This is a genomic window from Paraburkholderia fungorum (genome assembly GCF_900099835.1).
Lineage (GTDB): Bacteria > Pseudomonadota > Gammaproteobacteria > Burkholderiales > Burkholderiaceae > Paraburkholderia > Paraburkholderia fungorum_A.
In genome coordinates, this window is the sequence record NZ_FNKP01000002.1 from 2,505,566 (window position 1) to 2,519,957 (window position 14,392).

General features: G+C 60.5%; 12 protein-coding genes. 4 read left to right on the forward strand and 8 right to left on the reverse strand.

The window, feature by feature from the left end:
- Position 1 precedes the first annotated feature (1 nt).
- The 3 genes from BLS41_RS27065 to BLS41_RS27075 form a co-directional block, all read right to left on the reverse strand.
- Positions 2-3,382: an efflux RND transporter permease subunit gene (locus BLS41_RS27065; protein WP_074770439.1), complete on the reverse strand. Its 3,381-nt coding sequence runs from the start codon at positions 3,380-3,382 to the stop codon at positions 2-4.
- 9 nt (positions 3,383-3,391) lie between these two features.
- Positions 3,392-4,648 carry an efflux RND transporter periplasmic adaptor subunit gene (locus BLS41_RS27070; protein WP_074770441.1) on the reverse strand — a complete coding sequence of 419 codons (1,257 nt, stop codon included), beginning with the start codon at positions 4,646-4,648 and terminating at the stop codon, positions 3,392-3,394.
- A 75-nt stretch (positions 4,649-4,723) separates the two neighbouring features.
- A complete protein-coding gene (locus BLS41_RS27075) occupies positions 4,724-6,208 on the reverse strand; it encodes an efflux transporter outer membrane subunit (RefSeq protein ID WP_253189766.1) in 1,485 nt (494 codons plus the stop codon).
- A gap of 330 nt (positions 6,209-6,538) precedes the next feature.
- Between BLS41_RS27075 and BLS41_RS27080 the strand changes: the two genes are divergently transcribed.
- Positions 6,539-7,183 carry a glutathione S-transferase family protein gene (locus BLS41_RS27080; RefSeq protein ID WP_074770445.1) on the forward strand — a complete coding sequence of 215 codons (645 nt, stop codon included), beginning with the start codon at positions 6,539-6,541 and terminating at the stop codon, positions 7,181-7,183.
- A 451-nt stretch (positions 7,184-7,634) separates the two neighbouring features.
- Here BLS41_RS27080 and BLS41_RS27085 read toward each other — a convergent pair whose 3' ends face one another.
- Complete coding sequence (locus tag BLS41_RS27085) at positions 7,635-8,051, reverse strand: DUF6632 domain-containing protein (protein ID WP_074770447.1); 417 nt, start codon at positions 8,049-8,051, stop codon at positions 7,635-7,637.
- A gap of 434 nt (positions 8,052-8,485) precedes the next feature.
- Here BLS41_RS27085 and BLS41_RS27090 point away from each other — a divergent pair, with 434 nt between their 5' ends.
- The gene (locus tag BLS41_RS27090) at positions 8,486-9,682 is read left to right on the forward strand and encodes a GGDEF domain-containing protein (RefSeq protein ID WP_074771213.1); all 1,197 of its coding nucleotides are present in this window, start codon (positions 8,486-8,488) and stop codon (positions 9,680-9,682) included.
- 26 nt (positions 9,683-9,708) lie between these two features.
- Here BLS41_RS27090 and BLS41_RS38615 read toward each other — a convergent pair whose 3' ends face one another.
- Together BLS41_RS38615 and BLS41_RS27100 are read right to left on the reverse strand one after the other, a co-directional pair.
- Positions 9,709-10,167, reverse strand: a complete 459-nt coding sequence (locus tag BLS41_RS38615; RefSeq protein ID WP_143026373.1) for an FAD-dependent monooxygenase — start codon at positions 10,165-10,167, stop codon at positions 9,709-9,711.
- Between the two features lie 64 nt (positions 10,168-10,231).
- Complete coding sequence (locus BLS41_RS27100) at positions 10,232-11,122, reverse strand: AraC family transcriptional regulator (RefSeq protein WP_074770449.1); 891 nt, start codon at positions 11,120-11,122, stop codon at positions 10,232-10,234.
- 141 nt (positions 11,123-11,263) lie between these two features.
- On the opposite strand from BLS41_RS27100, the gene BLS41_RS27105 reads away from it, so the two are divergent.
- Entirely contained in the window at positions 11,264-12,043 is a 780-nt protein-coding gene (locus tag BLS41_RS27105) for an SDR family NAD(P)-dependent oxidoreductase (RefSeq protein ID WP_074770451.1), read from the forward strand.
- 89 nt (positions 12,044-12,132) lie between these two features.
- Here BLS41_RS27105 and BLS41_RS27110 read toward each other — a convergent pair whose 3' ends face one another.
- Complete coding sequence (locus BLS41_RS27110; RefSeq protein WP_074770453.1) at positions 12,133-12,537, reverse strand: VOC family protein; 405 nt, start codon at positions 12,535-12,537, stop codon at positions 12,133-12,135.
- A gap of 260 nt (positions 12,538-12,797) precedes the next feature.
- Between BLS41_RS27110 and BLS41_RS27115 the strand changes: the two genes are divergently transcribed.
- Positions 12,798-13,793, forward strand: coding sequence for a TauD/TfdA dioxygenase family protein (locus BLS41_RS27115; protein WP_074770455.1), 996 nt, complete (start codon positions 12,798-12,800; stop codon positions 13,791-13,793).
- A gap of 152 nt (positions 13,794-13,945) precedes the next feature.
- Here BLS41_RS27115 and BLS41_RS27120 read toward each other — a convergent pair whose 3' ends face one another.
- Positions 13,946-14,353, reverse strand: coding sequence for an RcnB family protein (locus tag BLS41_RS27120; protein ID WP_074770458.1), 408 nt, complete (start codon positions 14,351-14,353; stop codon positions 13,946-13,948).
- Positions 14,354-14,392: the final 39 nt, after the last annotated feature.

Sequence of the window (14,392 nt, forward strand, 5' to 3'; positions counted from 1 at the left end):
GTCAGGCCGGTGTGCCCTCCCCAGCAGGGCTTGCGCTGCCCGCGCCGCCGCTCGCGCTGCCGCCTGGACCGCCGCTGTGTCCACCATCGCCGCCAGGTTTGCCACCGTCGTGCGGATCGTGACCGCCATCGCCGTCGTCATCGTGATGCGGCATCTTCTTCGATACCTCGTCGAGCTTGTCGCCCAGCAGTTGCCGCACGACCACATAGAACACAGGAATCAGCAGCAAACCGAACGCAGTCGCAAACAGCATCCCGCCGATCACACCGGTGCCGATTTCATGACGCGACGCCGCGCCCGCCCCCGAAGAAATCACCAGCGGAAAAACGCCAAGGATAAAAGCCGCCGACGTCATCAAAATTGGACGCAATCTCAGCCGTGCAGCAGTCATTACCGCATCGCGTAACGTCATGCCTTTTTGCTGCCCCTCGACGGCGAACTCGACGATCAGAATCGCGTTCTTCGCCGCAAGACCGATCACAGTGACAAGACCGATCTTGAAGTAGATATCGTTAGGCACACTGAACGACAGACAGAACACCAGCATGCCGAGCATCCCAAGCGGCACCACCAGCAGCACCGCAGCGGGAATCGACCAGCTTTCATAAAGTGCGGCGAGGCACAGGAACACCACGACGATCGACAGCATCAGCAAGGTCGTCGCCGATGAACCCGACAGCAACTCCTGGAACGACTGCCCGGTCCAGTCCGCCGCGAAACCGGTCGGCAACTGCCGGTCGACGATGTTCTGCAACACGTCGATCGCCTGTCCGGTCGAATATCCCGCCGCAGAGTTGCCGACAATTTCAATCGCCGAATAGCCGTTGTAGCGCGGCAGCACAGTCGGCCCGAAGGTCCAGTTGGCATTCACCACGCTGGAAAGCGGCACCATGTTGTACGGGCTGATCGAGGTATTCGCGGGAGATGGGTCCACGGGCGTCGTGAAGCCGTTCGCCGAGGTCGTGGTGGCCGACGACTGGCTCGCGGTCGTACCGGTGCCAGTGCCGGTGCTGTTGGTGAAGAGGCTCGGTGTGTACAGATGCTGGAACGCGTTGATATCCATGCGGAAGGGGGCGTCCGCCTGAATATAAACACGCTTGACCCGACCGCCGTAAGTGAACTGGTTCACATAAAACGGCGCAAGCTGCATCTGCAGCGTGTCGTACACATCGGTCAGCGACAGGCCCATCGCCTCGGCCTGCGCACGATCCACGGCGACGTCCAGTTGCGGCGCGCTCGGCAGCGAGTTAGGGCGAATCCCGAACAGCGCGGGACTCTTCGCCGCCGCCATCAATAACGTGCCCTGTGCCTGGGCGAGTTCCTCGCGTGTCTGTCCGGCGCGCGCCTGCAGATACATGTCGATGCCGCCGAACTGGCTAAGACCGCGAATGGTCGGCAGATTCACCGCGAAAATCTGCGCATCGGAAATGCCGTGCAAGATGCCATTGATCTGCGGAATCAACTGCATCGCGGTGCGGGATCGTTTGTCCCAGTCCGCGAGTTTGATGAACGACATACCCACGTTTTCGCTGGTGCCGACGAAGCTGAAGCCCTCCGGCTGGAAAATGCCCACGATGTCCTTGCCGACCGCGCTGTTCAGCAGCGTGGTGCGCACTTCCTCCATGACGTGATTGGTCCGTTGCAGTGTCGAGCCGGGCGGCAGGTTGATCAGCGCGAGCACGAAGCCCTGATCTTCGTCAGGCACGAAGCTGGTCGGCAGTTTGGTGTAGAGGAAGCCGGTCAGCACCACGACCAGCACGAAGACCACCATCCAGCGCGGCGCGTGAGTCACGGCTTTGGCCGCATGTCCGAGATATTTTTTCGAAGTCCAGTCAAAGGTCCGGTCGAACCAGCGATAGATCACATTCTTCTTTTTCTCGTGCTCGGGCTTGAGGATCGCCGCGCACAGCGAAGGCGTGAACGACATCGCGAGGAATGCGGAAAAGCCCATCGACACCGCGATCGTCAGCGCAAACTGCGCGTAGATGATGCCGGTCGCGCCCGGCTGCAGCGCGGACGGAATGAACACCGCCGACAACACCACCGTGATCGCGATGATGGCGCCCGTAATCTGCCCCATCGCCTTGCGCGTCGCCGCGCGCGGCTCAAGGTGCTCTTCGGACATGATCCGTTCGACGTTTTCGATCACCACGATGGCGTCGTCGACCACGATACCGATGGCCAGCACCATGCCGAACAGCGTCAACTGATTGAGCGTGTAATGCAGCGCCGAAAGGCCGATGAAAGTCCCCAGCAGCGCGACCGGAATCACCAGGGTCGGAATGATCGTGGCTCGCAGGTTCTGCAGGAAAATCAGCATGACAAAGAACACCAGCACAATTGCTTCGACGAGCGTGCGGATCACGTCGATGATCGACGCGGTGATGAACGGCGTGGTGTCGTAAGGCACGCTCCACGTGACGCCTTGCGGCAGGTCGCGCGCGAGGATCGCCATCTCCGCCTTGACCGCCTTCGCAACCGACAACGCGTTCGCCCCCGGCAGCAGGAACACCGCCATGCCGCCCGCCGGCTTGCCGTTATAGACCGGCGCAAAACCATACGTCTGCGAGCCGAACGAAATGCGCGCCACGTCGCTCAGCTTGACCACGGTGCCGTTGCTGTTCGCGACGAGAATGATGTCCTGGAACTGCTTGAGCGACGAGAAAAGGCGGTCGCCGGTCACCGTCGCCGTGAACACCTGGCCTTTGATCGCGGGGTCCGCCCCGAGCGAACCGGCTGCGAATTGCGCATTCTGCCCGCTCACCGCATTGAGCACCTGGGTGGTCGACAGCCCGTAGCTTTGCAGCTTGTCGGGGTCGAGCCAGATACGCATCGCGTATTCCGAGCCGAGCAGCGTCGTATTGCCGACCCCGCTCACGCGGCCGATGTTCGGCTGGATCTGCGACGCGAGAATGTCGCTCAGACGGCCTGCATCGATCGCGGGATTGCTGGATTGCAGCGCGACGAACATCAGGATGTCCGGGCTCGCCTTCGCCACCACCACGCCCTGCTGCGTGACCTGCGTCGGCAACAGCGGCTCGGCCAGCGTGACCTTGTTCTGCACCTGCACCTGCGCGATGTCGGGGTTCGTGCCCGTCGAGAACGTGAGGGTGATCGTCGTCTGGCCGTTCGAACTCGACGACGAGCTGAAGTACAGCAGATTGTCGATGCCGGTGAGTTGCTGCTCGATCACCTGGGTCACCGTCGATTCCATCGTCTGCGCGCTCGCCCCCGGATAGTTCGCGGTGACGGTCACCTCCGGTGGCGCAATGTCCGGGTACGAGTCGATCCCCATGCTGTGCACCGAGATGATGCCGAACAGACAGATCAGGATCGCGATGACCCACGCGAAGACGGGACGGTTGATGAAAAAATTCGGCATGGCGGTCCCCTACTCCGCCTTGCTGGCCGGAGCCGGGGTTGAGGCTTGAGCCGGTGCCGATACCGATGCAGCCGAATCCGCTGCTGCCGCTGGACTCGACGCGGCCGCCGCATCCGAAGCCGCCCCCGGCGGCTGCCACGCGACGGTTTTCACCGGCGCGCCTTCCTTCGCCATCTGCACGCCCGTCACGATGATTTCATCGCCGTCCGCGAGTCCGTGCGTCACGATCCAGTTGTTGCCCAGGCTGTCGTGCGTCTCGACGTCCTTGCGCGCGACCTTGCCGTCCGCACCGACCACGTACACAAATCCGCCGACGGTATCGCGCTGCAACGCCTGTTGCGGCACCAGGAACACATTGTTCTGACGACCGAAATCGACGATCAGGGTCACGTACATGCCGGGCAGCAGACGCCGCTGCGCGTTCACGATGAGCGCCCGCATATTGATCGCGCCGGTCGCCGCATTCACCGACACGTCGGAGAAATCGAGCGTGCCCGCCGTGCCGTATTGCGTATTGTTGGGCAGCCTGATCCGCACCGCCGTCTGCTTCTGCTGCTGCAATTCGACCGCGCCGTTGCTCTGCAACTGTTGCAGCGTCGCCAGATCGGACGAGCTGATCGTGAAGTTCACGTACATCCGGTCGATCTGCTGGACCGTGGTCAGCAACGTACCGTTGCCGCCGGTGTCGGTGGTGCTAGTGCCGACCACCGCGCCCGCCGTCGCCTGCTGCTGTCCGGCGATGCCGCTGATCGGCGAGGTCACGCGCGTGTAGTTCAGCGCGATCCGCGCGGTCTCGACTGCCGCCTGGTCGGCCTTCACTTTCGCTGCGGCGCTGCGCTCGGCGGCATCGGAGTTGTCGACGGTCTGTTGCGACACCGAGCCGACCGGCAGCAACTTGCGGTTGCGGGCGGCAGTGATGCGGTCGTTGGTGTAAGTAGCCTGGTCTTGCGCTAGCAGCGCGAGGTCGTTATCGAGTTGCGCGCGATAAAACGCCGGATCGATCTCGAACAGCAACTGACCCGCTTTCACCTGCGAGCCTTCGGTGTAGGTCCGTCGCAGCAGCACGCCCGACACGCGCGCCGTGACGTTCGCGCTGTAGTACGCCGACAGCCGGCCGGCGAACTGGCGTTCCAACGGCGCCGACTGCGACTGCACCTTGAACGTCGCGACCTGCGGCGGCGGAGGCGGCGGCGCACTTTTCGAGCAGGCGGCGAGCGCGATCAGACACAGGTACGACAGCGACGCGCGCTGAAGGCGTGACTTCATGAGAACTCCGTTCTTGCTTGAGGCCGGCGTCCGCAGACTACGCGTTTTGCCGGATCGTACGAAACTGCATGCGAGTCAGTCCGCGGACGGCTGCGCGGCGGGCTGGGCGACTGCGCCCGGAGCGGGCGTTGAAGCAGGCATGGAGGCGGCAGACGGCGCCGATGCCACGGCGTCATCGCGTTGCCATCCACCGCCCAGATTCTTGACGAGAAGCACGTTGCTTTCGGCGAGCTGCGCCTGCGTGTCGCGCAGACTTTCCTCGGCCTGGATCAACGTCAACCGTTGCGTCAGCACGTTCTGCTCGCTGGCCGCACCGGCGTTGAATTGCGCCTGCTGGCTGGCGAACAGCCGGTTGCTGCTGTCGTACACGCTGGCGAATGCGCTGGCCTGCGCGCGCAGATGATTCATCGACGAGAGGCTGTCTTCCACGCTCTGGAATGCGGTCAGCACCGTGTTCCGGTAGTTCGCGACGTCTTCGTCGTAAGTTGCGCGCGCTCCGTGTACCGCCGCCGTGCGCTCGCCGCCGTCGAACAGCGTGGCCGCGAGATCGGGGCCGAGGGTCCAGAAGCGGCTCGGTAACGAAAAGAGATGCGCGAACGTGTTGTGCGCGAAGCCGCCCTCGGCGGATAGCGTCAGGGTCGGGAAATACGCGGCTTCGGCGACGCCGATGCTCGCGTTGGCCGCCGCCGCCGTGCGTTCGGCGCTCACCACGTCGTAGCGCCGTTCCAGCAGTTGCGACGGCAGTGCCGACGGCACATCGGGCGAAACGAACTGGTAGTTCGGATCGGGCGCGATGGCGAACGACTCCGGCGGCGTGCCGGTCAGCACCGCGATTGCGTGTTCGTTCTGCTCGCGCGAGATTTCGCTTGTCTGCAGATCGGCGATCACGATCTGCAGATTCTCCTGCGCGTTGAGCACGTCGTCGCCGGATGCGAAGCCTTCCTTGAAGCCGGTCTGCGTCATCGCGAGAATGCGGCCGTAGAGGTCCTGCTGCTCCTTCAGCATGCGGATGTTGACGTCCGCCTGACGCAACTGGAAATAGTCGGTCGCAACGCTCGCCGCAATCGAAATGCGCTCGCCCGCGAGTTGCGCATCCGATGCCTGGGCGTTCGCTTGCGACGCCTGAATCTGGCGCCGTATCTGTCCCCACAGGTCCAGCTCCCAACTGACGGTGCCACTGGCAATCACGCTGTTGCTCGGCGGGCTGGACGTGCCCGAGCTGATGCCTTCGAGTCCCGCGAGATTGCCGCCCGAGCGTGCCCCGGACAACCCGGCCGTGACGACGGGGAACAGGCCCGCGCGATTCGATTCGACGGTGGCGAGCGCGACCCGGTAGGCGGCTTCGGCGGCGGCAATCGACTGGTTGGCCTGCAATGCCTGCTCGACGAGACCGTTGAGCTTGTCGTCGCCGTACATGCGCCACCAGGTGCTGGAGATCGCGGCTTGCGGATTCGCCTGCGCGCGCTGCCAGTCCACCCCCTCCTTGAATCCTTCGGGTATCTGGACTTCGGGCTTGCGATAGTCCGGCCCGACCATGCATGCAGCCAGCGAAGTGGCCATGACGAGCGCCATTGCACACCTGATCACGCGCCGCGATTGAGAGCGTGTATTACCTTCGTAAGCGAGTTCCAAGGTCTGCGAATTACTCTGCACGCAATTCCCCTGTTCACCGGAACGGTAGTACGGCACGAGAGACGAAAAATACCCTGTATATTTAACTACCTTAAAAATAAATATCAATCTCGATTGTGATTACAAACCATAACCGGTCAGGCCATTTCCGCCACACCTGCCGATAAGTGATCAGAATCACCTATTTATTTATGGCATTACTACAACGAGCCGGGTACCACGTTACGCAAACCCGCCTTTCAAAATGGAACGCACTGAATGACAATTAGCCTTCATACATGGAATACGCCTAACGGCCGGAAGATCAGCGTCGCGCTCGAAGAAATGAATCTGCCGTACACCGTCAAGCCGGTGAACATCTCGAAGGGCGAACAGCACGAAGCCGATTTTCTGCGCATCAGCCCGAACAACCGCATTCCGGCCATCGTCGATTCCGATGGACCCGACGGCCGTCCGATCAGCGTGTTCGAATCGGGCGCGATTCTGCTCTACCTCGGCGAAAAAACCGGCAGGTTTTTGCCGACGAATTTGCGCGAGCGGGTGCCGGTCATCGAATGGCTGATGTGGCAAATGGGCGGCTTCGGCCCGATGCCGGGACAAGTGCATCACTTCCGCACGGTCGAGCCCGAGGCTGACCGGCGTTACGGGCTCAAGCGCTATTCGGACGAAACGCGGCGCCTTTATGGCGTGCTGGATCGGCGGCTCGCCGATGTCGAATTTGTCGCCGGCGAGCTATCCGTCGCGGATTTTGCGATTCTCGGCTGGGCGTGGCGGCACGAGCGCCATCAGGTTTCGCTCGACGACTTCCCGAACGTCAAGCGATGGTATGCGACCCTGTTCGAGCGCCCCGGCGTGCAACGCGGGTTTTCGGTTGCGCTGGACAATAAGGGACCCGCGGTGTGAAATCCGCAGATGGCCGGTGCGATATTGGACCGTGTTCGTCGTCACCGGCATCGTTTTCTTCACAACCGACCCCTTGCCAATCCGATCAAGACCGGGAATCCGGGAAAACCGGTTCTAATGAAATAGCAATCGACAATTCCCGGGTTCAACGGGAAAACGATATAAATCAGGTGAATTTTTTTATATCACCCCGCGAGAATGCAATGCTGTCAATGCAAGAGCAAACGGAATTCGTGCTCTCGCATCCGTATAGGGTTTGGTATCTACTGATAGCTTCCAGCAACATATATCGGATCGGTATATCTACTGCGCGGCAAACAATATGTGGTGTTTCTGTCAATGGCCTTATGAGCAGCATATCCCGTCGGCGCTGAATCAGTTAAAGAGCAAATATGTGCCATTACCAGCGATCAAATCTGTCAGGGCGGCGGTCTTTTCAATCACTCGCCGTCTACCCCGTCATGCGAGCCAGCGTGCGCGCCTTTTCGCCGCGCGGTGTGAAGAAGGCCAGCGCGGCCGCCGCGATGAACAACGCGGGCACGTCGCCTGCCAGATGGCCGACGTGACTCGCGCCGTCCATCTCCACGCCGAACGACTGCACGGCCATGATCGCGCCATGCACGATGCTCGACCACACAGTGAACCAGATCAGGCTCAGATGCCGCAGCGGATCGCGCGACGCCATCAGCAGGAATACGCCAAGCGTCGCGTAGATGCCCACGATCATCAACGGATAGTCGGAATGACCGCTGTGCCACGCCCAGCCGGACGGCCACAGGATCATCAGCGGCCAGAACCCGAACACGGCGATCAGTCCCACAACGATCAGAACGATGCGCAAGGCGGCGAGTCGCCGGGTGTCGTTCATGGCAGTCTCCCTGGAGGGCAGGCGTGTCGCATACAACACGATTTTCCGCATGATGCAGCCATTATCCGTACTTTCGATCACGGAGATCCAACGGCATGGGCCGCGCTATAACGTGCGCTAACCCCATGTGCACGCGCCGTTAAATTTCCGTCAGCTGGATCTGAGCTTCTGGCCCAATCGGGGGGGGCGTCGCGCGAACACCACTGATTGTTAAAGACCTCAAAGCCGACCCCGCTGACGTATTCGGCCCAGCACGAAGCCTGCTAAACTCGGGCAATGGATGTCAAGGCATCCAGATAATGGCGGCGTGGCAGTGTATTCGGGGGAAAACGCTGACCCAACCGCACCGCACCATAGCGGATGTGGACCGCCTCCTTGCTTGTCGTCGCCTCGAGATCAGGCGCGGGCGTTGGCCCGCAAATAAGGTGTTGCTCGTGCCAAGTACTAAAAAAATCTACTCTTTGCCGCGTGGCCGACTGGCCCAATGGCTGGCGGCTCCTGGACAGGAAACACCGTTCGAGATTCGCGTCGCACTGGTCGGCACGCTGTTCGGCACACTACCCATTTTCTTCGGCGGCGTATTCAACACGATCGCGGTTGCGTGGGTTCTCGCGCACCGGCATCCCACCTGGCCGTTCCGTTTATGGCTCGGCGCGGAAATCGCGGTCTGCGTGGTGCGCCTGTGTGTGCTCGCCATCGCCCGGAACCGCGCGGCGCAGGCCAGAACGACGCCCACCGACCTCTACATCCTGCTGGCTCCGCTGTGGGGCATCACGGTCGGCTATGGCGCATTTGTCAGCGCGGTCAGCGGCGACTGGGTTGCCGCGACGCTGTCGTTCCTGTCGGCGGCCGCGATGGTCGGCGGCATCTGTTTCCGCAATTTCGCTGCGCCGCGCCTCGTCGCGGTGATGATCTTCTGTTCGCTCGGGCCGTGCTGTCTCGGCGCGTTGCTCGCGGGCGAACCCGTGCTTCTTCTCACGCTTTTGCAGATTCCGTTCTACATGTTTGCAATGAGCGTCGCCGCGAAGCGCCTTAACGGCATGCTCATTTCGACGATGAAAGCCGAGCGCGAGAACAGTCACCGTGCACGCCACGACGCGCTCACCGGACTGCTCAACCGTGAGGGGCTGTTCAAGGCAACAGGGCCGCACGACGTGCCGCCTGTCCGCGCGGGGATGACGCTTCTCTATCTCGATCTCGACGGCTTCAAGCCGGTCAACGATGCTCACGGCCACGAAGCGGGCGACAAGCTGCTGATTCAGGTCGCGAGACGTTTGCGGGCGCTCGCGAGTGAACACGCGCTGGTCGCACGAATGGGCGGCGACGAATTCGTGATCGTCGACCGTATCGGGGAAGGCCAAGCTCCGCAAGATCTGGCAGCGGCGATTGCGCGCACGATCGAGCAGCCTTTCGAGCTGTCGCCGGGTCTCGTCGTAACCATCGGGGCAAGCGTCGGCATTGCAAACGTAAGCGCGGAGGACACGAATATCGACGCCGTGCTGCGCCTGGCCGATACCGCGATGTACGACGCGAAGCGCAACAAGAAGAACGGGCAGAAGCGCGATCAGCGAAAGCCGGAGTCCGACAGTGTCGCCGACGACGTGGGCTTATCGTCGCAAGAAGCCGGTTGAGCGCACAGGCTTGCGCTGCGTATCGTCTAATCCACCTCTTTCAACAGGTCACGCAGATCGATGCCGTTCTTCGCATGGGTCAGCAACTCGTCCGGCACCGGGCCCTGGCGCGTCAGATCGACAAGCGCCTGATTAAGGTTCACGTGCGGTCTCATTAGCGCTTCATAGGTGGCGAACGCTTGCGCCGGCTTCTGCCAATGCCGGACCAGTTCGCGAGTGCGCTCCTCGGTGCGTTCGATTTCGTTGCCGTCGTCGTCAAGCATCGACATCCCCTTTAGACGCGTGCGTAATGCGCGGGCGTCGTCGAGCAATCCCATCGCCTGTACCACGTCCAGCGCGACACCGCGAATGTCGCCAACCTGGCCGCCCCGGCGAAATTCGGAAGCACGTTCGACCAGTGTCACGCCGAATCCCGCTCGATCCAGCCAATAGGCCAGAGCAAGCCCGGCGACACCAGCACCTGAAATCAGGACGTTTCCATTCATGCGTGGCCTCGTCGAGGATTACCGGTGGGAGACAGAGACGTAACTAAAGACGCGGCGCTTCCACTCACGACGCGACGCGCTTCAGTGCTACCACCTCACGTCGCGGCGGCGCGCCGAACATGCGCGAGTACTCGCGGCTAAACTGCGATGCGCTTTCATAACCGACCTGAAACGCGGCTGTTTCCACGTTCGTCGAATCAGCCGTCATCAAGCGGCGCGCTTCAATCAGGCGAAGCTGCTTCTGGTATTGCAGCGGCGTCATCGACGTAATCGCCTTGAATTCCCGATGAAATGCCGAAGCGCTCATCTGCGCCGTGCGCGCCAGATCTTCAATACTCACCGATTCGGTGAAGCGCTCACGTAGCGAGTGAATCGCATTCATCACGCGCTGCGAATGACTGCCTGCCAGCGCGAGACGCGCAATCTCGCCGCCGCTCGGGCCGCTCAGAAGCCAATAGCTGATCTCGCGCATCAGCAACGGATAGATCATCGGAATAGCTTGCGGCGTATCGACGAGCCGCACCATGCGCAGCGCGCAATCGGCCAATGGCCCGTCGAAATTGGCAACGAATACCGCCGAACGCGCGGCCATGTCCGGGTCGGGCAGCGTCTTCAAGGCTTCCACAACTTCACGCATGATCGACAGATTCAATTCGATGACGATGCCGAGAAATGGCTTATCCGGACTAGCCTCGATAACACGGCCAAACGCAGGCGTCTCGATACTCACAACGAGTGCCTGCCCCGCCTTGTAATCGAAACGTCGATTGCCGAAGGTCGTGGCTTTTGCCCCTTGTACGACGATGCAGAGCGCAGGTTTGTGAATCAGGTGATTCGGCCGCGTCTCCAGACTCGAACGAAGAATCGTCAGACCTTCAACCGTTGTGACATACGGGTTGTCGCCGCTCTGCGCGTCGGTATAGCGGGTGACGGCATCGATTAGCGCGTCGAGCATGGCTTGGCCTCAAGTGTGGATCGCGTGGACGTTATAGGTCAGCGGACAGGATTAGGCAAGAAACAGGCGAGTTCCGGCATTCACTCCCCATGACGCAAAAGCTATCTTTTCTTCACGCCAAACTAACTCATGGAGCACGCAATGCCTACCGATATCACATCAACGTCAAGCCCGAAAATTGCAATCGTTACCGGCGGTAGCCGCGGCCTTGGCCGCAATACCGTGCTGAATCTCGCTAAACGCGGAGTCGACAGCATTATCACGTACCACTCGAATCGTGCCGAAGCCGATCAGGTCATTGCGTCGGTCGAAGCAGCGGGACGCCGCGCAGTCGCGCTTCGTCTGGACGTCGGCGATACCGCCTCCTTCGATCAGTTCGTGCAAGATGTGCAGCGCGCGCTGGGCGAGCTGGGCGCCTCGCGCTTCGACTACCTCGTCAACAATGCAGGCACGTCGCTGCACAATGCATTCGACAGTACAACCGAAGACGAACTTGACACCGTCTATCGGGTTCATTTCAAAGGCGTGTTCTTCGTCACGCAGAAGCTGTTGCCATTCATCAACGATGGCGGCCGGATCGTCAATATTTCGTCGGGGCTGGCGCGCTTTGCGTTTCCGGGGTCATCCGCGTATGCATCGATGAAAGGTGCTGTCGAAGTGCTGACCCGTTACATGGCGAAGGAACTCGGTGCACGAGGCATCGCCGTGAATACGGTTGCGCCAGGGGCAATCGCTACCGATTTCAGCGGCGGTATGGTGCGCGACAACCCGGAGGTGAACAAACGTGTAGCGGACATGACAGCGCTTGGCCGCGTTGGCGAGCCGGACGATATTGGACCAATGATTGCCGCATTGCTGTCGGACGATAACCGGTGGATCAACGGGCAACGCATTGAAGTATCGGGTGGAATGGTTCTTTAAAGACGTTTGCGAGCAGTAGAAAAAATGCAGTGAACAGTGGGCGCTTTTGATTCACAAGAAGCGCCCACTGCTTTTTCAGGTCGATATCTTTACAGGTCGAAGGTACCGCGATATTGCTCGTCGGCATCCGAGCGCGTATTGATTTCGACCAGAACGCCACCCGGCACTTCACAGAAAAATCGCGAGCCACGTTCGTGTTTGAATACGTCGGTTTTCATTGCGACGCCAGCCGCGAACATCTTTTGATAAAGCGCGCGAACCTCGTCGAGAGATTGCAGTTCGAAACCAATGTGGAAATTGTGCGGCCATTCGACCGGGTGAGCCGCAGCGTCATCGATCACGATGTCGAAGCCAGGGCGCTTCAGAAACCAGCTTGTGCCGCGTCCCGCAACAGTGCAGCCAAGGTGCTGTTCGAAGAACGTGGCGGTGGCGCTCACATCGGACGAGGGGAAACTCAGGTGATTGAGCTTCATGGTCGTGGTGATTTCAGTCATGTCGATCTCCGTTGATGCGGATCGCTCCTTGCGTTCCGTCCAGAGAATGTTACGAGTAAACGCTCATATTCAATACTCGCATCAAGGTGATGACGTTAGGCGGCTTCAGCGCCCGTGGAGTGGGCGCTATAGCGCGGTCGGCTTTTTTTCGCGCATGGCTTGCTCGCATTTGACGGCGATGGAATCGATATTCCGATTCGTTGGTTTGAACGCCGCGCTCAGTTTCCTACACTTTTAGCTCTTCCTATAGGAGCGAGACCGTGAGTTCTTCCGCCGAAACGAATCTGGACACGTCATTTGAAAACCTTCGTATCCGGCGCGTTGCTGGATTGATTGGCGGAGAAGTTCAGGACATCAGGCTCTCTCCCAATCTGGACGATGCCGCCATCGACACGCTGCATCGCGCGCTGGTGAAATACAAGGTACTGTTCTTTCGCGATCAGTCGCATCTGGACGACGCAGCGCATCAGGCCTTTGGCGCACGTTTCGGCGATACGATCGCGCACCCTACCGTACCCTCGCCGGAAGGCACAAAGCTGTTTGAACTGGATGCATCCAAAGGTGGCGGCCGTGCGGATTCGTGGCATACAGACGTCACCTTTATCGATGCGTTTCCGAAGATCTCCATTCTGCGTGGCGTCAAGATTCCGGCATATGGCGGCGATACGGTCTGGGCGAATACGGCTGTCGCGTACGAGCGCCTGCCCGACGATCTGAAGCGCCTCGCAGAGTCGCTCTGGGCCGTGCACACCAACGATTACGACTACGGTGCCGAACGCGTTGCGGGCACGGATTCGCAATCCGCCGCGTCACGTCTGTCGCATCATCAGAACGTGTTTGTTTCGGCCGTCTATGAAGCGGAACACCCGCTCGTCCACGTGCATCCGGTATCGGGTGAAAAAGCCCTGTTGCTCGGCCATTTCATCAAACGCATCGTGGGTCTGTCGAGCTCGGAGTCGGCTCGCATCTTCGAGATTCTGCAAAACCGCGTGATTCGCCTTGAAAACACGGTGCGTTGGCAATGGCGTCAGAACGATGTCGCGATCTGGGACAATCGCGCTACCCAGCACTACGCGGTCAACGATTACGGCACGCAGGAGCGTCTTGTACGTCGCGTCACCATTGCGGGAGAGCGCGCGGTTTCCGTCGATGGGCAACGCAGCCGCACGCTTCGTCATCCGCAACAGCAGCCTCAAGCGGATTCGAACGAGCGGTCGCAACCGGCTCTTCGTGAAGCTATTGCTTCTGCTGCGTGAACCTGTGGGCGATGACAAACAGCCGCGCACGACTTGATAGCGCGTGCAGAAAACGCGCATCTATTCGATGCAACAAGTGGTATTCGTTTGAATTGATTCGACTGGCGATGGTGGTTGAGCTTTCGCTCACCACCATCGCGTGAGAATTCCGGTTAATGACCGGAAAGCAGAACGTTTGCGATGACGCCAGTTGCAATGGCGGCGAGAACGTAATCGCCATTCACGCCGACCCACTGGTAACCACGCGGCGGCTGATGCAACCCATGTCCGCGCCAGTCGTCGACCACGTAATTGCGGTCGCGATATTCTTGCGGCAGCCGCTCGCCTTTATGCCAGTCGTTGTGAGGAACGGGCCCACCCGGGCGGTCGATCGATGCTTCGCGAGGCGCAGGTCCGTGACCGCCTCCATGCTGCGGGCCGCCGTGACTCGGGCCAGGCCCTCCGTGCGACTGCGGACCGCCATGCCCGCCATGGTTATCGTCGTGCTGTTGCGCGAATGCGGCAACAGAGGTGCCCAGTAATGAAACGACCAGAAGCGGTACGATGTTCCTCGACTTCATGTGTGTATCCCATGAAAAATGATGCGGTAACAGTGAGGA